The 20,996-nt window shown below is 68.5% G+C and carries 17 protein-coding genes and 1 pseudogene; 6 read left to right on the forward strand and 12 right to left on the reverse strand.

The window, feature by feature from the left end:
- Positions 1–17 precede the first annotated feature (17 nt).
- The 4 genes from acnA to dut form a co-directional block, all read right to left on the reverse strand.
- Positions 18–2,837, reverse strand: coding sequence for an aconitate hydratase AcnA (gene acnA, locus KY500_RS07885; protein ID WP_304505696.1), 2,820 nt, complete (start codon positions 2,835–2,837; stop codon positions 18–20).
- A 251-nt stretch (positions 2,838–3,088) separates the two neighbouring features.
- Complete coding sequence (locus tag KY500_RS07890; RefSeq protein ID WP_219902997.1) at positions 3,089–3,886, reverse strand: DUF3159 domain-containing protein; 798 nt, start codon at positions 3,884–3,886, stop codon at positions 3,089–3,091.
- Between the two features lie 73 nt (positions 3,887–3,959).
- Entirely contained in the window at positions 3,960–4,595 is a 636-nt protein-coding gene (locus KY500_RS07895) for a DUF3710 domain-containing protein (protein ID WP_219903354.1), read from the reverse strand.
- Positions 4,596–4,681: 86 nt separating this feature from the next.
- Positions 4,682–5,191, reverse strand: coding sequence for a dUTP diphosphatase (gene dut / locus KY500_RS07900; RefSeq protein ID WP_219902998.1), 510 nt, complete (start codon positions 5,189–5,191; stop codon positions 4,682–4,684).
- A gap of 38 nt (positions 5,192–5,229) precedes the next feature.
- Here dut and KY500_RS07905 point away from each other — a divergent pair, with 38 nt between their 5' ends.
- The gene (locus KY500_RS07905; protein ID WP_219902999.1) at positions 5,230–5,685 is read left to right on the forward strand and encodes a DUF3093 domain-containing protein; all 456 of its coding nucleotides are present in this window, start codon (positions 5,230–5,232) and stop codon (positions 5,683–5,685) included.
- Between the two features lie 6 nt (positions 5,686–5,691).
- On the opposite strand, the gene KY500_RS07910 is transcribed toward KY500_RS07905, so the two are convergent.
- Positions 5,692–5,985 carry a DUF4193 domain-containing protein gene (locus KY500_RS07910; RefSeq protein ID WP_066599570.1) on the reverse strand — a complete coding sequence of 98 codons (294 nt, stop codon included), beginning with the start codon at positions 5,983–5,985 and terminating at the stop codon, positions 5,692–5,694.
- A gap of 196 nt (positions 5,986–6,181) precedes the next feature.
- Between KY500_RS07910 and sepH the strand changes: the two genes are divergently transcribed.
- The 4 genes and pseudogenes from sepH to KY500_RS07930 all read left to right on the forward strand — a co-directional run bounded on the left by sepH (position 6,182) and on the right by KY500_RS07930 (position 10,466).
- The gene (gene sepH, locus KY500_RS07915; RefSeq protein WP_219903000.1) at positions 6,182–7,324 is read left to right on the forward strand and encodes a septation protein SepH; all 1,143 of its coding nucleotides are present in this window, start codon (positions 6,182–6,184) and stop codon (positions 7,322–7,324) included.
- A gap of 110 nt (positions 7,325–7,434) precedes the next feature.
- Entirely contained in the window at positions 7,435–8,628 is a 1,194-nt protein-coding gene (locus tag KY500_RS07920; RefSeq protein ID WP_219903001.1) for a winged helix DNA-binding domain-containing protein, read from the forward strand.
- A gap of 41 nt (positions 8,629–8,669) precedes the next feature.
- Entirely contained in the window at positions 8,670–9,713 is a 1,044-nt protein-coding gene (locus KY500_RS07925; protein ID WP_370626909.1) for an aromatic acid exporter family protein, read from the forward strand.
- Positions 9,714–9,839: 126 nt separating this feature from the next.
- Positions 9,840–10,466, forward strand: a pseudogene (locus KY500_RS07930) (TMEM175 family protein).
- 91 nt (positions 10,467–10,557) lie between these two features.
- Here the strand turns inward: KY500_RS07930 and KY500_RS07935 are convergent.
- Complete coding sequence (locus tag KY500_RS07935; protein ID WP_066595801.1) at positions 10,558–11,118, reverse strand: YceI family protein; 561 nt, start codon at positions 11,116–11,118, stop codon at positions 10,558–10,560.
- Between the two features lie 194 nt (positions 11,119–11,312).
- Between KY500_RS07935 and KY500_RS07940 the strand changes: the two genes are divergently transcribed.
- On the forward strand, positions 11,313–12,200 hold the full coding sequence (locus tag KY500_RS07940; protein WP_219903003.1) for an oxygenase MpaB family protein: 888 nt from the start codon (positions 11,313–11,315) through the stop codon (positions 12,198–12,200).
- Positions 12,201–12,224: 24 nt separating this feature from the next.
- Here KY500_RS07940 and KY500_RS07945 read toward each other — a convergent pair whose 3' ends face one another.
- The 6 genes from KY500_RS07945 to KY500_RS07970 all read right to left on the reverse strand — a co-directional run bounded on the left by KY500_RS07945 (position 12,225) and on the right by KY500_RS07970 (position 20,951).
- Entirely contained in the window at positions 12,225–12,812 is a 588-nt protein-coding gene (locus KY500_RS07945; protein ID WP_219903004.1) for a hypothetical protein, read from the reverse strand.
- A gap of 35 nt (positions 12,813–12,847) precedes the next feature.
- Entirely contained in the window at positions 12,848–13,393 is a 546-nt protein-coding gene (locus KY500_RS07950) for a hypothetical protein (RefSeq protein ID WP_219903005.1), read from the reverse strand.
- Between the two features lie 44 nt (positions 13,394–13,437).
- A complete protein-coding gene (gene treZ / locus KY500_RS07955; RefSeq protein WP_219903006.1) occupies positions 13,438–15,225 on the reverse strand; it encodes a malto-oligosyltrehalose trehalohydrolase in 1,788 nt (595 codons plus the stop codon).
- Positions 15,222–17,564 (reverse strand): malto-oligosyltrehalose synthase, encoded by a 2,343-nt coding sequence (gene treY / locus KY500_RS07960; protein ID WP_219903007.1) that lies wholly within the window; start codon positions 17,562–17,564, stop codon positions 15,222–15,224. Before treY ends, treZ begins: the two co-directional genes overlap by 4 nt.
- 5 nt (positions 17,565–17,569) lie before the next feature.
- Positions 17,570–19,798 (reverse strand): glycogen debranching protein GlgX, encoded by a 2,229-nt coding sequence (gene glgX, locus KY500_RS07965; RefSeq protein ID WP_219903008.1) that lies wholly within the window; start codon positions 19,796–19,798, stop codon positions 17,570–17,572.
- Positions 19,799–19,916: 118 nt separating this feature from the next.
- Positions 19,917–20,951, reverse strand: coding sequence for an LLM class flavin-dependent oxidoreductase (locus KY500_RS07970; RefSeq protein WP_219903009.1), 1,035 nt, complete (start codon positions 20,949–20,951; stop codon positions 19,917–19,919).
- Between the last annotated feature and the right edge of the window lie 45 nt (positions 20,952–20,996).

Below are 20,996 nucleotides of genomic sequence, written 5' to 3' on the forward strand. Positions count from 1 at the left end.
GCCGTGGAGGCGTCGCCCTAGACGACCAGGGAACGCAGCACGTACTGCAGGATGCCGCCGTTGCGGTAGTAGTCGGCCTCGCCGGGGGTGTCGATGCGCACGACCGCGTCGAACTCGACGACGGCCTTGTCCGGCGCCGAATGCGCCGTGGGGGTCGCGACGACGTGCACGGTCTTGGGCGTCGTGCCCGCGTTGAGTTCCTCGAGGCCCGTGATCGAGACGCTCTCGGTGCCGTCCAGGCCCAGCGACGCCCAGCTTTCGCCGGCCGGGAACTGCAGCGGAACAACGCCCATTCCGATCAGGTTGGAGCGGTGGATGCGCTCGAAGCTCTCGGTGATGACGGCCTTGACACCCAGCAGGCTGGTGCCCTTAGCCGCCCAGTCACGGGAAGACCCGGAGCCGTACTCCTTGCCGCCGAAGATCACCAGGGGTGTTCCGGCAGCCTGGTAGTTCTGGCTGGCGTCGTAGATGAACGACTGCGGAGCATCCGGCTTGGTGAAGTCGCGGGTGTACCCGCCCTCGACGCCGTCGAGCAGCTGGTTGCGCAGCCGGATGTTGGCGAAGGTTCCGCGGATCATGATCTCGTGGTTACCGCGACGCGATCCATAGGAGTTGAAGTCGCCGCGTTCGACGCCGTGCTCCATCAGGTACGCGCCGGCCGGGCTGTCGGCCTTGATGTTGCCGGCCGGAGAGATGTGGTCGGTGGTGACCGAGTCACCCAGCTTGGCGAGCACGCGGGCGTCGACGATGTCGGAGACCGGGGTGGTCTCCAGCGTCATGCCGTCGAAGTATGGGGGCTTGCGCACATAGGTGGACTCGGGGTCCCACTGGAAGACCTCGCTGTCGGGCGTGGGCAGGGAGCGCCAGCGCTCGTCGCCGGCGAACACTTCGCCGTATTCCTTGGTGAACATGGCGGTGTCGATGGAGCTGTCGATCGTGGCCTGAACCTCGGCGGAGTCGGGCCAGATGTCCTTGAGGAACACCTCGGTGCCGTCGTTGCCGACGCCGAGGGCGTCGGTGTCGAAGTCGAAGTTCATCGACCCGGCCAGGGCATACGCGATGACCAGCGGCGGGCTGGCCAGGTAGTTCATCTTGACGTCGGGGCTGATCCGGCCCTCGAAGTTGCGGTTACCGGAGAGCACCGCCGTAACGGCGAGGTCGTTCTCGTTGATCGCGGCGGACACCTCGTCGATGAGCGGACCGGTGTTACCGATGCACACCGTGCAGCCGTAACCGACGGTGTAGAAGCCGAGGGCCTCGAGGTCGCCCGTGAGGCCGGCCTTGGCGTAGTAGTCGGTGACGACCTTGGAGCCGGGAGCCAGGGTGGTCTTGACCCACGGCTTGGAGGTGAGGCCCTTCCGCACGGCGTTGCGGGCGAGCAGGCCCGCTGCGAGCATGACCGAGGGGTTGGAGGTGTTGGTGCAGCTCGTGATCGCCGCGACGGCCACGGCGCCGTGGTCGAGGGTGTACGTGGCCCCGTCCGCGGTGGTGATCGGTACCGGGCTCGACACCGAGACGGGAGCGTGGCTCACGTGCTGGTGGGAGATCTGGTGAGCGGTCTGCTCGTCCTGGGCGGTGAATCCGATGGGGTCGGACGCAGGGAACGACGCCTCGACGGCCGCGTCCACCATGGACAGGTCGTGGGTGGCGTAGTTCTGCAGGTCAATCTCGAACTGGCTCTTGGCGTTGCTGAGTTCGACCCGGTCCTGCGGGCGCTTCGGGCCGGCGATGGAGGGCACGACGGTGCCGAGGTCCAGCTCCAGGTACTCGCTGAAGACCGGCTCCTGCGCCGGGTTGTGCCAGAGTCCCTGGAGCTTGGAGTAGGCCTCCACAAGGGCAACCTGGTCCTCGCTGCGGCCGGTGAGGCGCAGGTAGCCGAGGGTGACGTCGTCGATGGGGAACATGGCGGCCGTGGAGCCGAACTCCGGGCTCATGTTGCCGATGGTGGCGCGGTTGGCCAGCGGGACCTGGGCGACGCCCTCGCCGTAGAATTCGACGAACTTGCCCACGACGCCGTGCTTGCGCAGCATCTGCGTGATGGTGAGCACGACATCGGTGGCGGTGACGCCGGCGGGGATGGAGCCGTTGAGCTTGAAGCCGACGACCTTGGGGATGAGCATGGAGACGGGCTGGCCGAGCATGGCCGCCTCGGCTTCGATGCCGCCGACGCCCCAGCCCAGCACGCCGAGGCCGTTGACCATGGTGGTGTGCGAGTCGGTCCCGACGCACGTGTCGGGGTAGGCGCGGAGCACCCCGCCCACTTCCCTGGTGAAGGTGACGCGGGCCAGGTACTCGATGTTGACCTGGTGCACGATGCCGGTTCCCGGCGGGACGACCTTGAAGTCGTCGAAGGCGGTCTGGCCCCAACGGAGGAACTGGTACCGCTCACCGTTGCGCTCGTATTCGATCTCGACGTTGCGTTCGAGGGCGTTGTCACTGCCGAAGAGGTCGGCGATGACGGAGTGGTCGATGACCAGTTCGGCCGGGGCCAGCGGGTTGATCGTGTTGGGGTCTCCGCCGAGGTCGGCGACGGCCTCACGCATGGTGGCGAGGTCGACGATGCAGGGAACGCCGGTGAAGTCCTGCATGATCACCCGGGCCGGAGTGAACTGGATCTCGGTGTCGGGTTCGGCGGTGGGCACCCAGGAGCCGAGGGCGCGGATGTGCTCAGCGGTGATGTTGGCACCGTCTTCGGTGCGAAGCAGGTTCTCCAGGAGGACCTTGAGGCTGAAGGGCAGCTTCTCGAACCCCTCGACAGCGTCCAGCCGAAAGACCTCGTAGTCCGTCGAACCGACGCGCAGGGTGTCCCGAGCTCCAAAACTATTTACAGCAGACACGATGTCCTCTCCTTCGTGGAAACCGACGGGATCCCGTCCGCAATCCTCAATCCTGACCAAGTGACGCCCGCTTCTGCCAGCAAGGGTAGCCTTACCGCCCGGTGTCGGCGGCGCAGGGGCGGGCCACGGGCGAACGGGGCTGTCACCCTCGCCAAACTATCTTGACGTCGAGATAACAATAGCACCGATGGCTTCCCCCGCCCGGGCGACACGGCGCCCCGACCGGTTTGCCCGGCACGGCTCTGACGGGCTTAGTCGCTGGACTCCTGCGCGGCCGTCGCAGCGTAGACCGAGCGCACCATCAACCAGGAGAGCACGAGCAGGGGCGCATAGAGGGGAATACCCATCAGAAGCTTGGTCGCGCCCAGCCACTCGATATTCCCTGCGTAGTACAGCGGAAGCTGCACCGCGAGGCGGAGGATGAACAGACCGGCCCACATGAGGGTGAGGATGGTCATCACCCGGCGTTTGGACGGGTCGGAACGCCAGGCGAGGTGCTCCCCCATCAGGAAGCCGACGGCCACTCCGATGAGCGGCCAGCCCACGAGGGCCGACACCAGGAGCACGGCGCCGTATACGCCGTTGGTCCAGAAACCGGGTAGGTAGAAGTCCTCGGCACGGCCGGTGAGGAGGGCGAGCACCGCGCTGATGGCGATGCCGACCAGCCCGCCGACGGCCTGCGCGACGGTCTGTTTGCGGGCCAGCCGGAATGCGAAGAAGACCAGGCCGATGAGCACCGGAGCGACCAGGGAGGGGATCAGCTCCCGGGTGAACGTGTAGGTGACCAGGAACACCAGTCCGGGCACGATGGCCTCGACCAGGCCGCGGATTCCGCCCATCGCCGCCAGCAGGGCATGGCCGCTGATCGGCTCGCCGTCGGCTGCCGGACTGAATCCGGCGCGCCGGGCGGCGGCAGCCATTCCGTCGGCGAGGGCACTGCCTGCCGTCGGCTCGGCCGGCGCAGCCGCCGATGGACCTCCGGCTTCGGAGCCGGTCCGTTCGCCGGGCGTGGACGGGTCTGGCTCGGGCCGGGAAGTGGAATCCGTCATCATGGGGCTTTCGGTGAGGTGTCGGACGGTGTGTCGAACGGTGGCCGCCGGCCGGTCGGCTCCGACCGGGTGCTTAGGCGCCGCTGGGTTCGGGGTTGCCGGCCGGAGTCGCCGGCATCCGCAGTGGGATCAGATCACGCGGCGGCATGGGGGCAGAACCACGCACCACGACGATGCTACGGAAGAGGTCTTCGATCTGTGCAGCGGCCTCCGGGTTGATGGCGCCCTCGCCGGCGATGACACCGCGAAGGAACCAACGCGGACCGTCCACTCCGATGAAGCGCGCCAGCCGGGTGGTTCCACTCGGGCCCTGGCCGGCGGCCACGGGGATCTCGGCGACGAGCTCCGGACCGAACGGGCCTTCACGCGGGGTGGTCGAACCGCCCTGACGGGCGATCTGGTCGGCGATCTGGCTGCGAATCTCGTGCCACAGCCCACTCGAACGCGGCGCCGCAAAGGGCTGGACCTGCAAGGTCGAACCGGCGTAGTCCAAGCCGATGGCCACAACGCGCTTGCTGCCCTCTTCGATCTCGAGACGGAGGTGCAGGCCCTCGCGGGGCAGGATCTTCACGCCGCCGAGGTCCACATACGGGCGCACAGGGTTGGCCTCGGACTCGTCGAGCGGGCCGTCGACGTCGCGGTCGTCGGGGGCGGACTTGGCGTGCGGGTCAGGCGTCGGCTCGGCGTCGGCCTGCTCGGCATCCGTCAGCTCGGTCTCCGTCGGCTCGGTCTCAGCCGGCTCGGTCGCGGCCAGCTTGTCGGCCTTAGAGCCCGAGCCGGGATTCACGTTGTCACTCACAGGGTTTCTCCGCTCAGGTGGGCATCCGCTGGTGCGGACGCAGAGGAATGGGGGGGCAGGTCGGCAGCCTGCGTGGCGATTCCAGTGGAACCGAAACCGCCGGAGCCGCGCAGGCTGCCGGGGAGGCGTTCAACGGGCACGAACACGGCCCGCGAGACCGGCGCCACGATGAGCTGGGCGATCCGGTCACCTGTCTGGATCTCGAAAGAAGCGGTGCTGTCGGTGTTGAGCAGGCAGACCTTGATCTCACCGCGATAGCCGGCGTCGACCGTGCCCGGCGAGTTGACGATGGTGATGCCGTGCTTGACGGCCAACCCGCTGCGCGGAACAACGAACGCCGCATAACCGTCGGGTAGTGCGATCGACACGCCGGTACCCACGAGGGCCCGCTCGCCGGGAGCCAGGACGAGGGTCTCGGCCGAGTGGAGATCAGCTCCAGCGTCGCCGGGGTGGGCGTAGGTGGGGAGAACGGGCGCGGCTATCAGGACTTCAACGCTTTCAGACACGTGTCGAGGGTAGTGCAGAAGTCTGATCGAATAGAGCCATGCCCGAATATCGCGAAAAACTCCGGCCGTCCCCCTGGCTGTTCGTCATCATCGCTCTCGTTATTCCCGCGAGCCTGCTGGTCTTCCTCCCCATCTCGATGCTCGCGGGCGTCCTGACGGCGGCGGGGTTGTACCTCGGTAGCGCACTGCTCGTCGTGCTCGCGTCCCCGACCGTTCAGGTCTCCGGCGGCACGCTGACGGCCGGCCGAGCCACCATCGACACCTCGCTTCTGGGCGAGGCTGTCGCCTTCGCCGGGGCGGATGCCACGGCCGAGCGCGGGCCGCGGCTCGACGCCCGCGCGTGGTTGCTGATCCGCGGCTGGGTTCCCGGGGTCGTGCGGATCCCGCTCGAGGACCCCACCGATCCGGCGCCATACTGGCTCGTCTCCAGCCGCCAGCCACAGAAAATGGCCGCCGCGATCAATCGATCGCGACGGCCAGCATCAAGTAACTAAGCGCGCTTAGGCGTCGCACTCCAGGCAGACCGGGCCGAGCTTGGTCTCGTGCGACATCTGCGAACGGTGCTTCACGAGGAAGCACTCCACGCAGGTGAACTCGTCGGCCTGCGGAGGCAGGACGACGACGTCGAGGTCGAGGTCGGACAGATCGGCGCCCGGGAGGTCGAAACCACCGGGGTTGTCGGAGTCGTCAACATCAACGACACCGGACATCTTGTCGGGTACACGCTCCTTGAGGGCCTCAATCGACTCTGAGTCGTCTTCGGTCTTTCGCGGTGCGTCGTAGTCGGTTGCCATGCCCATCCATTTCATTAACGCCGATAAACGAAATCGGCGGCCATAGTTTGCAACAATCCGTTCGGAATAGCAAACCAATCACCAACCTCTCAGGTTGGCAATGGGAGCAACTTCCGGCACGCCCGCAGTATTCCCCCGAAATGACTCCTTGGCATGGCAGGGTTGGGCCATCAGTGATCGCGAGAGGGCTTTCGCCATGCAGGATTTGAAAGTTATCGGAGTCGAGAACGGCGCGCTGCTTGCAGCGTCAGAGGATGGTGATCGTTTCAGGATTCCCATCGACGCGGTTCTCCAGTCCCGGCTTCGCCAAACCCAAACGGATTCGTCCGTTCGACCCAAGCTGTCGCCTCGGGAAGTGCAGTCGCACATCCGGGCCGGCATGTCCGCAGAGGACGTGGCCGCCGTGACCGGTGCGTCGCTGGACTTCGTGCGCCGTTTCGAGGGCCCAGTGGTCGCCGAACGGGAGTACATCGTCTCCTCGGCCCTCGGCGTGCCCGTGCACACGGCGGTCGAACCCGACCCTGGCGACGAGCCGGCCACCTTCGGCAGCGTCATCCGCGAACGCCTCGCCTCTCTCGGCGCCTCTAACGAGCGCTGGGCGAGTTGGAAGGAACCGGGCGCCGGCTGGATCGTCAAGCTGGCCTTCACGGCCGACGACATCGATCACGACGCCCGCTGGGGTTTCGAGCCGAAGAAGAACGCGCTCGCTCCCATCGGCAGCGAGGCCATCGCGCTCTCCCAGCAGGGGGAGCTCAAGGGCGCCCTGATCCCTCGGCTGCGTGCGGTGGGAGCCGAGACCAGCCTGGCCGACGTCAGCCGCTTCGACAGCGGCGCGTTCACCTTCAAGGAGTCTCTGGCCGACGACATCCTCAACGACACCGCACCCCTGCACGACCTGGTGCCCTATGCCCGCTCCGCCGGCACGACGGAAGCCGTGTCCAAAGCCGCCATCAAGCGTGCCGACGAACCGGCCCAGAGCCTGAGCGAAACGGCTGACCTGTTGGAGTCCCTGCGGCGTCGTCGCGGCGAACGCGAGGCCGCCGCCGCCCCGGCGCCCGCTGCTGCGGCAACGCCGGAGCGCCGCCCGGTGGACCGCGCTCCGCTGGAGACCGGCATCCGCCTGGTCGACGAGGCCACCACGGCCCCGGCGCCCCAGCCGCCGGTCGCAGGTGCGCCCGACCCCGTTCCCGCCCGACCGGATGCCGCGCGCAATGTGTGGGCCACCCAGGCCGCAACGGGGCAACCACGCACGGGTCAGACCGGTCGGCGCGGCCGGGCCTCGATGCCCAGCTGGGACGAGATCGTGTTCGGCGCCCGCACCGACGACGACCTCGCTTAGAGACGAGCCCGCTCACAGGCGAGCGCGCCTCGCGGCACGCCCCATCCAGGACGGGCCGGACCGGTCACTGTCCTGATGGCCCCGTATGATCGGCCCTAGACTGCCGAGCTATGACACGAGCCTCGAGTTCAGACATCGTGCGGTGGCGCCTGGTCAGCCAGTCGCTGACCGGTGCGGCCGCCGTCCCGGGCGCTTCCGGCGTGCCGGATGCCGGCCAGAGGGATGCCGGGGAGGGTGCGGTCGCCGTCGTCGAACGGATGCTCGCCCTGCAGGCCCAGGACCTGCGCTGGGCCAAATGGGCCGTGGCGGTCCGCTCCCCCGGCACCACCAGTGCTGACATCGACCGGATGATCGACTCGGGCCGTATCGTGCGGTCCTGGCCCATGCGCGGCACACTTCACCTGGTCCCCGGGCGGGACCTGGGCTGGATGCTGGAGCTCACCACTCCCAGGCTCTGGTCGGGTGCGGCCACTCGCCGACGCGACCTCGGACTGGATGAGACCGTCATCGAGCACGCCAGGCAGGTGGCCGTCGACGCCCTGACCGGCGCACGGGAACTGTCCCGGGGGCAGTTCCTGGAACTGCTCGAGCAGAACGGTATCAGCACCGCCGGGCAACGCGGTTATCACCTGATCTGGCATCTGGCCCAATCGGGCACCCTGTGCTGGGGCCGCCAACTCGACTCCCAACAGATGCTCGTCCTGCTGGACGAGTGGGTTCCCCAGCCGCGTCGGCTCGAGCGCGACGAGGCCCTCGGCGAGTATCTGCTGCGCTACCTCACCGGCCATGGCCCAGCCCCGCTGACCGACTTCATCTGGTGGTCGCAACTCACCACCGCGGACGCCAAGGTCGCCCTCGCCGTCGCAGCCCCGCACCTGGAGGAGCTCGAGGTGGACGGAGTGCGCCATCTGCTGCCGCGGAGCAGCGACACGTCATCGCTCCCCCGCGCTGCGCCCGGGCGGGGACCGGCGGCCGTGTTGGCGCTGGCCGGTTTCGACGAATACCTGCTCGGCTACCGGGAGCGCAGTCTGGCCATCGAGCCCGAAAGGTTCACCTCGGTCGTTCCGGGCAAGAACGGGATCTTCCTGCCCATCCTGGTTCGGGCCGGGCGCGTGATCGGCACCTGGCGCCGGGAGTGGCGACCACGACAGGTGACCGTGCAGCCGCAGCCCTTCCTCCCGTTCTCCGATGTGTCCGCACGAAGCGCCGACCGTGCCTTGCATGAGTACGCGCGGTTCCTCGGCCGTCCCGTGCACGTTCTCCCGGCAGCGCCCACGACGCAACCGCCCGCGCCGGTCGGCTGAGGCATCGGCGGACCGGTTCGACCCCGACCGGCTTGTACCCTATGACAGTGCGAATAACGACCAACCTGCGGGTGTCCAGACGGATCCCACTTCTGCAGACCCTCAAGACGTCGGTCGCGGTGGCCCTGGCTTGGATCATCTCGCAGTGGCTGCTGCCGGGTGAGCTTCCGATCTTCGCCGCGATGGCGGCCATCTTCGTGGTGCAGCCCAGTGTCAACCAGTCCCTCGGGCGGGCACTCGAACGCAGCCTGGGCGTCGTCGGCGGAGTCCTTGTGGCCCTGGCCATCGGCCTGCTCTTCGGGCAGTCCAGCTGGATCGTGCTCTCCGCCATCGTTCTGTGCATCCTGCTCGCCTGGGCGCTCAAGCTCTCGCCGGGCTCCGCAAACCAGATCCCGATCAGCGCGATGCTCGTGCTCACCCTGGGGGCGGCGACGCCGACCTACGCCAGGGACCGCATCATCGAGACCATCCTCGGCGCCGCCATCGCCGTCATCGTGAACGCCCTCATCGTGCCACCGGTGCTCCTCACCCCCGCGCACGACGCCGTCACCCGGCTCACCCTGGAGATCGCCGCAACCTTCGACAGGGTCGCCAACGCGTTGCTGAGTCCGCAGAAATATTCCGACCTCGAGTCGCTCATGATCCAGGCGCGACTGCTGCGGCCGATGCTGGCCAAGGCCGAGCGAGCGATCAGCCAGGCCGAGGAGAGCCTCACACTCAATCCGCGCCAGGCCAGGCACCGCGAGGTGCTCGACGCCGATACCGAGCTCTACAAGCGACTGGTGCCGTTGGTCACCCGTGCCCTGGGGATGACCCGCGCGCTGCGTGACCATTACGACGACTCGTTGCACCTCGAGCCCACCGTGCAAGCCTTCTCCATCGAGCTGGAGCGCGCGGCCCACGACCTGCGCCTGCTGACCGTGCTGCCGGAATCGGCCGCCGCCGCGTCCGCTGCGCCAGCCGTGGAGCCGCCGGCACTCACGGCTCCGCTGATGATCACGACGCCACATCCGCAGCACTGGATCTTGATCGGGGCCCTCATGGAGGACCTGCGCCGCGTGCGCGAGGAAATCACCGGCGAGTAGGCTGCCGGCATGCCGAGCGTGCCTCCTCCAGCCGAGCCGAACGACTCAGACGGTTTCTCCGGCCCGCCAGGGGGTACTGGAGACCGGAACACGCGCTCGCCAAGGACGGGGCCGGACCGGCGCACCGTGCTCGCCACCCGGCGGCTGGAGTCCTACACGGACGGTGTCTTCGCCATCGCGGCCACGCTGCTGGTGTTGAACCTGTCGGTGAGCGGGATCGGGGTGGTGAACTCCAACGCCGAGCTCGTGCAGTAGGTGCTGGCTTTGCTGCCCAGCGTCCTGAACGTCGTGATCAGCTTCCTGCTGCTCGGCCTGCTCTGGCTCATCCACGTGCGGCAGTTCGAGTTCATCCCCCGAGTCGACACCACCATCGTCTGGCTCAACAATCTGCGACTGCTCGGGGTGGTGCTCGTGCCGTTCACAACGAGCCTCAACGACGAGTTCAGTCGCTATCTGCTCGGCCGCACCCTGCTCCCTGTGAATTTCTTCCTGATCCTCTTCATCAGCACCTGGCAGTGGTTCCACGCCAGCTCGCCCCGCCGCAAGCTCGTGCAGGGGGCCTCGGCCGAGGCCGTGCACAACGGGCGGGTCAACTCGGCCAGCGCGCTCGTACAGGCCTTCTGCGTGGTGCTGCTTGCCACGGTCTGGGGTTCAGCGGCGTTCCTCGTCTTCGCTCTCGACCCGGTCATCGCCCTGGCCCTGCGGCGACTCGGGGTCCTGAAGCCCACCCCGGACGGTGCCGTCGTGGGCTGAGCGGTCGTGGGCTGAGCGGTCGTCGGCTGAGCGCGCCCGGACACACGAAACGGGGACCCCACCAGGTGGGATCCCCGCTCAGCGGACTGGATTACGCCTGAAGGGCGCCCTGCAGCTCGAGGGTGATGGTGACCTTGTCGCCGAGGAGCATGCCGCCGGTCTCGAGAGCGGCGTTGTAGGTGAGGCCGAAGTCCTCACGGTTGATCTCGGCCTTGGCGGTGGCGCCGAACTTGTAGTTGCCGTAGGGGTCAGAACCGAAGCCACCGAAGTCGAAGTCGAAGGTGACGGGCTTGGTGACGCCCTTGATGGTCAGGTTGCCGTCGACGAGGTAGTCGCCCTTCACCAGACGCACGCCGGTCGACACGAAGTCGATGGTCGGGTAGGTCTCGGCGTCGAAGAAGTCACCGGTGCGCAGGTGGCCGTCCCGGTTGGGCTCGTTGGTGTTGATGGACGCGACCGTCGCGGAGGCGGTGACGCTGGTCTCGAGGGGGTTCTCGGTGGTGACGAACGTGGCGTCGAACGACTCGAAGGTGCCCTTGACCTTGCTGATCATGATGTGACGGATGCTGAAGCCGACCGCGCTGTGGGTGGGGTCGATGGTCCAGGTTCCCGCTTTGTAGCCGGGGATGGTGATGATGTCGGTGTCGCTCATGGTGCTCCTCAGGTCTGTGGGGCGACCGGATCCGTCACCCTCAGGTTTATGCAATCGCATAGGACCTCAGGATATTCCATCGTCGGGAAGAATTTCTCTGAACGGTTCAGGAACGGCTTCCGCGACGGGACAGCCAGACAACCGTCGCGGGAGAATGTGCGCGGGGAAGTAGGCTCACCGTGAAGGAGGCCGCCATGGCGCACGACGAGAGTCCCGTCGCAGGGACCGGCCGGCCCGCACAGGCACGCCCCGCCCTGGGCATCCGGGACCTGGCGCCTGAGGGAATTCTCATCCTCGCCGGCGGGCGGGCGATCCTGCTGCAACTGGCCAACCCCGCCGTCGGGCACGGGGTGGCCCGGCACAGCGACTTCGCCGCCCGGCCGCTCGACCGACTGACGGGCACACTCGCATACGTGTACGCGGTCACCTGCGGAACTCCCATCGACAGGGCGGCGGCGGTTCGCCGCGTGTCACTGGCGCACCGTCCGGTGCACAGCTCCCGAAACGTCCCTGACGGGGACCCCGCCTACAACGCGTTCGATCCGGCGCTGCAGCTCTGGGTGGCCGCCACCCTTTATGAGTCGGCGACCCGCATGCACGACCTGGTCTTCGGCCCGCTCCCCGACGACGACGCGGAGGCGGTCTACCGCGACTACGCGGTGCTCGGCACCGCCCTGCAGGTGCCGGCCGGGTTGTGGCCGCCGACCCGGCAGGCCTTCGCGGAATACTGGCGGAACGCCGGCCGAACGCTGTCGACGGACGCCACGACCCGCGCCGTCGCCGACACGCTGCTGCATCCGCGGACAGGGCCGGTCTGGCTGCGCCTGGCCATGCCGCTGGCCCGCCTGGTCACGGCCGGGCTGCTCGAGCCCGGGGAACGCGCCCTGTTCGAGCTGCCGTGGTCGCCGGGACGGCAGCGGCGCTTCACCGGTGTTCTGACGCTCCTGCGCGCGGTCTACCCACGGTTGCCGCGGCGACTGCGGCACGCGCCGATGCGCCACTACCTGCGTGCCGCCCGGGCCCGGTCGGCCGCCGAACGTTCCGAGTCCGAGCGGCTCGGCGCCGCATCCGGCGAGATCTAGCGACGCCGCCGACCAGTATTCGGTCTAGAAGAAGTCGTCCGGCGTGCCGGCGGCGCGAGTGACCGCGACGCTGGACAGTCCGGCGCCATCGAGCTTGGCCACCGCGACCCGGAGGCCGGATTCCATCTGGGAGGCCCACACCTCGGTCTCGCGTGCAGCCGCTTCGACGGCCTCGAGCTTGGCCAGGGCCTTCTCCTTGTCGGCCCGTTCCGTCTTGACCTGCTGGATGCTCAAGGTCACGGCGTAGTAGGCCGCCACCATCGACGCGATCGGTGTGGCGATCACGGCCAGGGCGATGATGGACTCGTTGGACACGTTCACGAAGATCATGATGATGAACGCGATCGTGAGAACGGCAATGCCCACCAACACCACCAGCGCGGCACGCTGGGGGCCGCCGGTACGCAGGTCGGAGATCAGCGTGCGGCTGCGGGGCCTGGCACCGCGTGACTCCGTTGCGGTCTCCGCCAGTCCGGTCTCCGCCAGTTCGGCCTCCGCCGGGGCTGTGACCGGGCCGCGGTCGACGTCGAGGCGCTCGGTGTGCGTCTGGTCCGCTGCAGCGGTCTGCACGGGGCGGGTGCGGTCGAAGGGGTCGTAGCTCTGATCGGTCATGGTCACTCCGTCGGTGTCGGGCTAGCGGTCTGTTCTCAGCGATCGGTGCTGGTCGAATCCTCGGGCGAATCATCGAGCGAGGGCTCCGGTGTTTCTGCAGTGGAGGGTAGCGCGTCACCCGGCAGGAAGACGCGTTTGTAGCTCCGCCCGTCGGCCAGCTCGACCGTGCGGCTGATCAGCCTACCCCGGGTCACCTGCAGGTAGACGGCCTGCGCGGACACCCCGAGCTGCGCCGCCGCCTCGGCGACTGAGCGTCCCGGCAGGTCGGTGGGCACGCTGCTGGGCCGGATGCTGCGCTTGCGCCCAGCGGACAGCCGCGCGGCGATCTCGTCGTCGGTGCCCTGCCAACGCCACTTGGCCGCGGTGGGCTTGAGGCCTGCCGCCTCGGCGATCTCAGGCCAGCCTGACCCGCCCGCCAGGGCATCGCGCACGCTGCCGAGCGCGGCCGGATCGGCGTCGAGGTGATGGAGCACGGCGCGGATCGCCCGCATCCGTTCGAGGGGTGGCGAGGACTCTTCACCGTCCAGCCGGACGAGCCTGGCCAGAGCCTCGGCGCTCTGCTGGGACAGGAAGGAACCCACGGTTATCTCCTTGATTCTGGGTCGGCTAGGGCGCGATGTTCGGGTCAGGTGAGCACGGCGACGGAGTGCGGGGGCAACAAGACCTGACCGGCGTCCAGGCGGGGTGCTGCATCGGCGTTGTTCGCGAATGCCAGGACGACCGTGCTCCCCGCCGCCGGAACCCAGCGCGGGCTCGTCGACAGGTTCATCAGGATCTCTGTGGCGCCCCGGGTGAGCTTCACCCAGCCGTCAGCCTCGTCGAAGTCCACGGCTGCCCTGAGCAGCCGGGGATCGGTGAAGTCGGAGTGGTCGCGGCGCAGAACGGCCAGGTGGCGGTAGAACGCGAACAGGCGGCCCGCATCGGGCCGCTGCAGCTCGGACCAGTCCAGCTTGGACCGCTCGAAGGTGGCGGGGTCCTGCGGGTCGGGCACCACGGCCGGGTCCCAGCCCATCCGGGCGAACTCGCCGATCCGGCCCTCGGCCGTTGCCAGGCCCAGTTCCGGCTCCGGGTGCGACGTGAAGAACTGCCACGGCGTGCGTGCGCCCCATTCCTCGCCCATGAACAGCATCGGGGTGAACGGGCCGAGCAGAGTGAGGGCGGCAGCGATGGCCAGCTGGCCGGTGTCGAGTTGGGCGCTCAACCTGTCGCCGATGGCGCGGTTGCCGATCTGATCGTGGTTCTGGGTGGCGACGACCAGGCGCCAGGCCGGCATCCGCTGCAGGTCGACCGGGCGGCCGTGCAGCCGGCCCCGGAAGCTGGAGAAGGTGCCGTCGTGGAAGAACCCGCGGGTGAGCACCTTGGCCAGGGCCTCGAGCGGCGCGAAATCGGCGTAGTAGCCCACGGTCTCGCCGGTGAGCGCGACGTGCACGGCGTGGTGGAAGTCGTCGCTCCACTGCGCGTCCAACCCGTAGCCGTTGGCTTCGCGGGGCGTGATGAGACGCGGGTCGTTGAGGTCGGATTCGGCGATGAGGGTGAGCGGGCGGCCGGCGAACGCGCTCAGCGCGGCGGTCTCCTCGGCAAGCTGTTCGAGCAGGTGCACGGCGGAGTGGTCCTTGAGCGCGTGCACGGCATCCAGGCGCAGCCCGTCGACGTGGTAGTCACGCAACCACATCAAGGCGCTGTCGATGATGTACCGGCGCACCTCGTCGGAGTCCGGGCCGTCCAGGTTGACCGATGCGCCCCAGGTGTTCCCTTCGGCATCGCTGAGGTACGGGCCGAAATTGGGCAGGTAGTTGCCGCTGGGCCCGAGGTGGTTGTGCACGACGTCCTGGATGACCCCGATCCCGGCGGCGTGGCAGGCGTCGACGAAGCGCTGGTAGGCGGCTGGGCCACCGTAGCCCTCGTGCACGGAGTACCAGAGCACACCGTCGTAGCCCCAGTTGTGGCTGCCGTTGAAGGCGTTCACCGGGAGCAGCTCGACGAAGTCGACGCCGAGGGCCGCCAGGTGATCGAGGCGGCCGACCGCGGCATCCAGGGTGCCCTCGGGGGTGAACGTGCCGATGTGCAGCTCGTAGATGGTGCCGCCGGCCAACTGGCGGCCGGTCCAGGCGTCGTCCTGCCAGGTATGGGCGGCCGGGTCGAAGGTGCGGGAGAGACCGTGCACGCCCGCGGGCTGGCGCCGGGACCGCGGGTCGGGGAACGGGCCGGCGCCGTCGACCAAGAAACCGTAGTCGACGCCGCCTGCCGTGCCGGGCAGGCCGGCGTGCCACCAGCCGGAGTCGTCGCGGCTCATGGCTGCCGGGCCGGCGTCGCTGACCAGCTGCACCAGGGTGGCGTTCGGCGCCCACACCTCGACGGGACGCTGCGCTGGAAAGGTTCGGTCTGGTGCGGAGCTGGTGGCGTCCTCGGTCACGGGGCGACCTCCTCGGTGGTGGCGGATGCGGGCTGGGCGGTGGCTGCGGGGATGAGCAGTGCCACCGGGTAGCGCGAGAGCAGGTCGGCCAGCCGCACCTCTCCCCCGGCGACGTGGGCGCCGGTGAGGGTGTCCTGCCAGGCGTGGCCGGCGAGCATGATCGTGGTGTCGCCCCAACCGGTGCGAGACAGGGCCACAGGCAGTCGGGTGGCCACCGTGACGGCGCCGCCCCGGTCGAAGGCCACGACGTGGGCGGCCGCCGAGCCGAAGGCCTCGACGGGAGCGTGTCGGCGGAACAAATCCGGCCGTTCCCGTCGCAGCCGGAGCGCACGGGTGGTGACCAGCAGCTTGGCCGCGCCCGTCTCATCCACCGGCGGCAGCCAACCCGCGGTGACCCGGGCCAGGTACTCGCGGCGCACCCCGTAGTCGACGGGGCGGCGGTTGTCGGGATCGACGAGGGACGTCTCCCAGAGCTCGCTGCCCTGGTAGACGTCGGGCACACCGGGGGCGGTGAGCTGGATCAGCTTGAGCGCGAGGGAGTTGCTCCAACCGGCCTGCCGGATTTTGTCGACGAACGCGGTGACGGTGTCGCGCAACGGACCGGGTTCGGCCAGGTTGCGGACGAGGTCGCGCATGGCGTTCTCGAACTCCTCGTTCGGCGCGGTCCAGGTGGTGGAGAGGTTGGCTTCCCGGGACGCCTTCTCTGCGTAGCCGATGAGGCGATCCGTCGACGCCGGCCATGAACCGACGACGGCCTGCCAGAGCAGGTTCTCGAAGGGCGCGTCGCCGAGCGGAGCCAGCCCGCGCAGCGTGCCGAGCACGGCGGCCCACTCGTCCGGAAGCTCGGCGATGACCGAGATGCGGCTGCGCACGTCCTCCGCACGCTTCGTGTCGTGGGTGGACAGCGTGGTCTGGGACGCGGGCGAGACGGCCAGGCGGGTTTGCTGGCGGCGGTGGAACTCATCCACAGGCACCGCGAACTCGCTCGGGTCCGCGCCGACCTCGTTGAGCGAGGTGAGCCGGCTGTAGCGGTAGTAGGCGGTGTCTTCGACGCCCTTGGCCATAACCATGCCGGAGGTCTGCTGGAACCGCACGGCAGCCGGGTGGGCGGGGTCGGTGAGAACGGGCAGCAGCGCGCTGATGGTGGCGTCCAGATCCGGTCGGCGCTGCCGGGCCAAGCGCACCGCGGTATCCAACTCGTGCCGGCCGACGGGCAGGTAGGAGCGGTACACCGGGAACCAGGCGATCAGTTCCGCCAGGGCGTCGACAGCGTCAGGCACCTCGGGGATCAGCCGGTCCAGCCGGTGTACCTCGCTCTGCAGGATCGTGTCCGCGATGGCGCGTTTGCCCGCGTAGACCAGTTCGCTCCAGGAGACGGGGCCGAGACCGCCCCGCTCTGCCTGCAGGGCGGCCTCGAGGGCGTCGAGTCGCTCCTGGCCCGACGGGTCGACGAGGACCCGGTCAAAGTCGGCGAGGGCGTCGTACCCCGTGGTCCCGTCGGTCGACCAGTTGCTGGGCAGCTGCTCGCGACCCTCGAGGATCTTCTCCACGAGGAGGTAGCGGCCGCCCATCGCGGCCTGCAGGCGATCGAGGTAACCGCCCGGGTCGGCCAGGCCGTCCGGGTGGTCCACCCGCAGGCCCTGCACCGTTCCGGTGCGCACCCAGCGCAGGATCTCGCGGTGGGATTCGTCGAAGACCCACGGCACCTCGACGCGGAGGCCGGCGAGGGTGTTCACCGCGAAGAACCGCCGATAGTTGAGGTCGGCGTCGGCCCGGCGCCAGTTCACCAGCTCGTAGTGCTGCCGGTCGTGCACGACCGTGGCGCTCGCGCCGTCGTCCGCGGTCCCCGGGGCCAGCGGGAACCGGTTGTCGTAGTAGTGCAGTTCGTCGCCGACGATGGTGAGCTTGTCGAGTTCGGTGTCACCGTCTCCGAGCACCGGGAGCAGCAGTCGGTCGTGGCCGGCCGGCCAGTCCACGTCGAAGGCCTCGGCGTAGCGCGATGCCTGCCCGCGCTTCAGGAGATCCCACCACCAGGCGTTGCTCAGGGGGGTGTTCACCCCCATGTGGTTGGGCACGATGTCGACCAGGATGCCTCGGCCGGCGGTCGTGGCCTGCTCGGAGAGCCGCGCAAGGGCTTCGGGGCCGCCTCTGGCCGGGTCGACGGTGCCGTGGTCGATCACGTCGTAGCCGTGATCGGACCCCGGCTCGGCGGTGAGCAGCGGTGAGAGGTAGATCCAGTCGGCACCCAGTGCGGTGACGTAATCGAGCACGGCTGCCGCCGCATCCAGGTCGAAGGCCGACGTGATCTGCAGGCGATAAGTGGAGACGGGAACGATCATGGCGGTTACGCGTGTCCTTCGGTCGCGGCGTACGGGTCGGGGAGAACCGGCAGCGTGAGCGTCGCCGTCGGCGGGGACGGGTGGCTCGCCAGCGACGCGGCCACGGAGTGATCCGGCAGGGCCTCGGGTTCGTGGTACTCGCGGAGAACGACGAGTGAGCGTCCCTTCACCGTGTGGATGGCACCGGCCGGGCGGGGCAGCGAGTCGGCGCCCTCTCCCCCGGTGTCGATCACGATCTCCCAGGCCGGCGAGTACTCGTCGCTGGGCAGCGTGAACTCGACGTCCTCGCCATCCGCGTTGAAGAGCAGGATGAAGTTGACGTCGGTGACCTCCCGGCCACGGGAGTCGCGCTCGCGGATGCCCTGGCCGTTGAGGAACATACCCACGGTGCGGGCGCGGCTTTCGTCCCAGTCTTCCGCCCGCATCTCCTCGCCGTCGGTGTTCAACCAGACGATGTCCGCCAGCGGGTCACCCTCGCCACGCTTGCCGGGGTGGCCGTCGAAGAAGCGACTGCGGCGGAAGGTGGGGTGTTCCTTGCGGAGGCGCACCACGGCAGCCGTGAACTCGATCAAAGGCGCATCGGCCTCGTCCCAGTGGATCCAGCTCAGCTCGGAGTCCTGTGCGTAGGTGTTGTTGTTGCCGTGTTGCGTGCGGCCGAGTTCGTCACCGTGCAGGATCATCGGCACGCCCTGGGACAGAAGCATGGTGGCGATGAAGTTGCGCTGCTGGCGGCCACGCAGGGTGCGGATGGCGTCGTCGTCGGTGGGTCCCTCGACGCCGGAGTTCCACGACCGGTTGTGGCTCTCGCCGTCGTTGTTGCCCTCGCCGTTGGCGTCGTTGTGCTTCTCGTTGTAGGAGACCAGGTCGTTGAGGGTGAAGCCGTCGTGCGCGGTGACGAAGTTGATCGAGGCCACCGGACGGCGGCCGGAGTGCTCGTAGAGGTCGGCGGATCCGGAGATGCGCGACGCGAACTCGCCGAGGGTGGAGGGTTCTCCACGCCAGAAGTCGCGCACGGTGTCGCGGTATTTCCCGTTCCACTCCGTCCACTGCGGCGGGAAGTTACCGACCTGGTACCCGCCGGGGCCGACGTCCCAGGGCTCGGCGATGAGCTTGACCTGGGAGACGATCGGGTCCTGCTGCACGAGCTCGAAGAAGGTCGACAGCTTGTCGACGTCGTACAGGTCACGGGCCAGGGCGCTGGCCAGGTCGAACCGGAAACCGTCGACGTGCATCTCGATGGCCCAGTAGCGCAGCGAGTCCATGATCAACTGCAGCGCGTGCGGGTGGCGCACGTTGAGCGTGTTGCCTGTACCGGTGTAGTCCATGTAGTAGCGGCCGTCGTCGTCCATCAGCCGGTAGTAGGCGGCGTTGTCGATGCCCTTGAACGAGATGGTCGGGCCCAGGTGGTTGCCCTCCGCGGTGTGGTTGTAGACCACGTCGAGGATGACCTCGATGCCGGCGGCGTGCAGGTTCTTGACCATGCCCTTGAACTCCTGTACCTGCTGGCCGAGGTCGCCGCTGGAGGAGTATGCGTTGTGCGGGGCGAAGAACCCGATGGTGTTGTAGCCCCAGTAGTTGCTCAGGCCCTGGTCCTGCAGGGTGGAGTCGTTGACGAACTGGTGCACCGGCATCAGCTCGATGGCGGTGACGCCGAGCTTCTGCAGGTGCTCGATGACCGACGGATGCGCGACGGCCGCGTAGGTGCCGCGCTGGGACTCCGGCACCTCGCTCTGCAGCTGGGTGAGGCCCTTGACGTGGGCCTCGTAGATCACCGTCTCGTTGTACGGGGTGCGCGGTGAGCGGTCGCCGGTCCAGTCGAAGAACGGGTTGACGACGACGCCGAGCATCATGTGCGGGGCGGAGTCCTCGTCGTTGCGGGAGTCCGGGTCTCCGAAGTTGTAGGAGAACAGGGCCTGGTCCCAGTCCATGACGCCGCAGGTGGCCTTGGCGTACGGGTCGAGCAGCAGCTTGTTGGGGTTGGCGCGTTTGCCCTCGCTGGGGTTGTACTCGCCGTGCACCCGGTAGCCGTAGCGCTGGCCAGGCTGCACCTCCGGCAGGTAGCAGTGCCAGACGAAGGCGCTGGACTCGCGGACCTCCACGGGAGTCTCGGCGCCGTTCTCGTCGAACAGGCACAGCTCCACCCGCTCGGCGGCCTCGCTGAACAGGGCGAAGTTCGTGCCGCTGCCGTCATAGGTCGCGCCGAGCGGGTAGGCAGATCCGGGCCAGGTTTCCACGGTGTACTCCTCGAGGAATGAATAATCGAAAGGGGGAACGTGGGCGGTTTGCCTGAGCCGGGCCCACTCGTTCACGCTACCCCGTCCGAGGGACCTCGCTCGCCCGCCGGGCCCGGGGTCAGGCCATGAGGTCGTGCACGAGCGGGGCCACCTCGGTGCCGTAGAGCTCGATGCTGTTCATGAGCTTCTCGTGCGAGAGGGTGCCCAGGCTGTACTTGAGGTCGAACCGGGACAAGGACAGCCCGGTGGCCATCTTGGCGATCTTGGTGGCGACGGTCTGGGGCGATCCGACGAACAGGGCGCCGTCGGGTCCGGCGTCCTGCTCGAAGCGGGCCTTGGTGGCCGGCCCCCAACCGCGCTCACGGCCGATGCGGTCCTGCATGGCCCGGTAGTGCGGCCACATTTCCTCACGGGCCTGTTCGTCGGTCGCGGCCACGTAGCCGGGCGAGTGCTCGCCGATGGGCAGCCGCTCGCGACCGAACTGGTCGAGGGCGCGGTGGTACAGGTCGGTGAACTGCGCGAACGCCAACGGTTCGCCGCCGATGATCGCGAGCATCAGGGGCAGGCCGTAGTGGGCGGCGCGCACTACCGACTGCGGGCTGCCGCCCACGCCGATCCAGGTGCGGATGCTGCCCGACTCGGTGGGCGGGAACACCCGCTGGTCGGTCAGGGAGCCCCTCGTGGTGCCGGTCCAGGTGACCGGCTCCTCCTTGAGCAGTTCGGTGAAGAGCTCAAGCTTCTCCTCGAACAGCTGCTCGTAGTCGCTCAGCTCCAGGCCGAACAGCGGGAACGACTCGGTGAAGGAGCCGCGGCCGAGGATTACTTCTGCTCGACCGTTGGAGACGGCGTCGAGGGTAGCGAAGCGTTGGAACACCCGCACCGGGTCGTCGGAGCTGAGCACGGTGACGGCGGAGCCGAGCTTGATGGCAGAGGTCTGTCCGGCGATCGCGGCGAGGACGACCTCGGGGGCGGAGACGGCGAAGTCCTCCCGGTGGTGCTCACCGATGCCGAAGAAGCTCAGGCCCACCTGGTCGGCAAGTACCGCCTCGGCCACCACGTTCCGGAGTACCTGCGCGTGGCTGAGCAGGGTTCCGTCGGGGGCGTACGTGACGTCGCCGAACGTGTCGAGACCCAATTCCAGTGTCGGTGCCATGTGTCGTGCGCCCTTCCCATCGGTTTGTATGCAAACGCATACTAC

Source organism: Cryobacterium sp. PAMC25264, assembly GCF_019443325.1.
Taxonomy (GTDB): Bacteria; Actinomycetota; Actinomycetes; order Actinomycetales; family Microbacteriaceae; genus Cryobacterium.

Coding starts and splice junctions, on each gene's coding strand:
- KY500_RS07890 (WP_219902997.1), bottom strand. CDS start 3,886: ATGACGGATTCCACTTCCCGGCCCGAGCCAGACCCGTCCACGCCCGGC.
- KY500_RS07905 (WP_219902999.1), top strand. CDS start 5,230: ATGCCCGAATATCGCGAAAAACTCCGGCCGTCCCCCTGGCTGTTCGTC.
- KY500_RS07910 (WP_066599570.1), bottom strand. CDS start 5,985: ATGGCAACCGACTACGACGCACCGCGAAAGACCGAAGACGACTCAGAG.
- sepH (WP_219903000.1), top strand. CDS start 6,182: ATGCAGGATTTGAAAGTTATCGGAGTCGAGAACGGCGCGCTGCTTGCA.
- KY500_RS07920 (WP_219903001.1), top strand. CDS start 7,435: ATGACACGAGCCTCGAGTTCAGACATCGTGCGGTGGCGCCTGGTCAGC.
- KY500_RS07925 (WP_370626909.1), top strand. CDS start 8,670: ATGACAGTGCGAATAACGACCAACCTGCGGGTGTCCAGACGGATCCCA.
- KY500_RS07935 (WP_066595801.1), bottom strand. CDS start 11,118: ATGAGCGACACCGACATCATCACCATCCCCGGCTACAAAGCGGGAACC.
- KY500_RS07940 (WP_219903003.1), top strand. CDS start 11,313: ATGGCGCACGACGAGAGTCCCGTCGCAGGGACCGGCCGGCCCGCACAG.
- KY500_RS07945 (WP_219903004.1), bottom strand. CDS start 12,812: ATGACCGATCAGAGCTACGACCCCTTCGACCGCACCCGCCCCGTGCAG.
- treY (WP_219903007.1), bottom strand. CDS start 17,564: ATGATCGTTCCCGTCTCCACTTATCGCCTGCAGATCACGTCGGCCTTC.
- KY500_RS07970 (WP_219903009.1), bottom strand. CDS start 20,951: ATGGCACCGACACTGGAATTGGGTCTCGACACGTTCGGCGACGTCACG.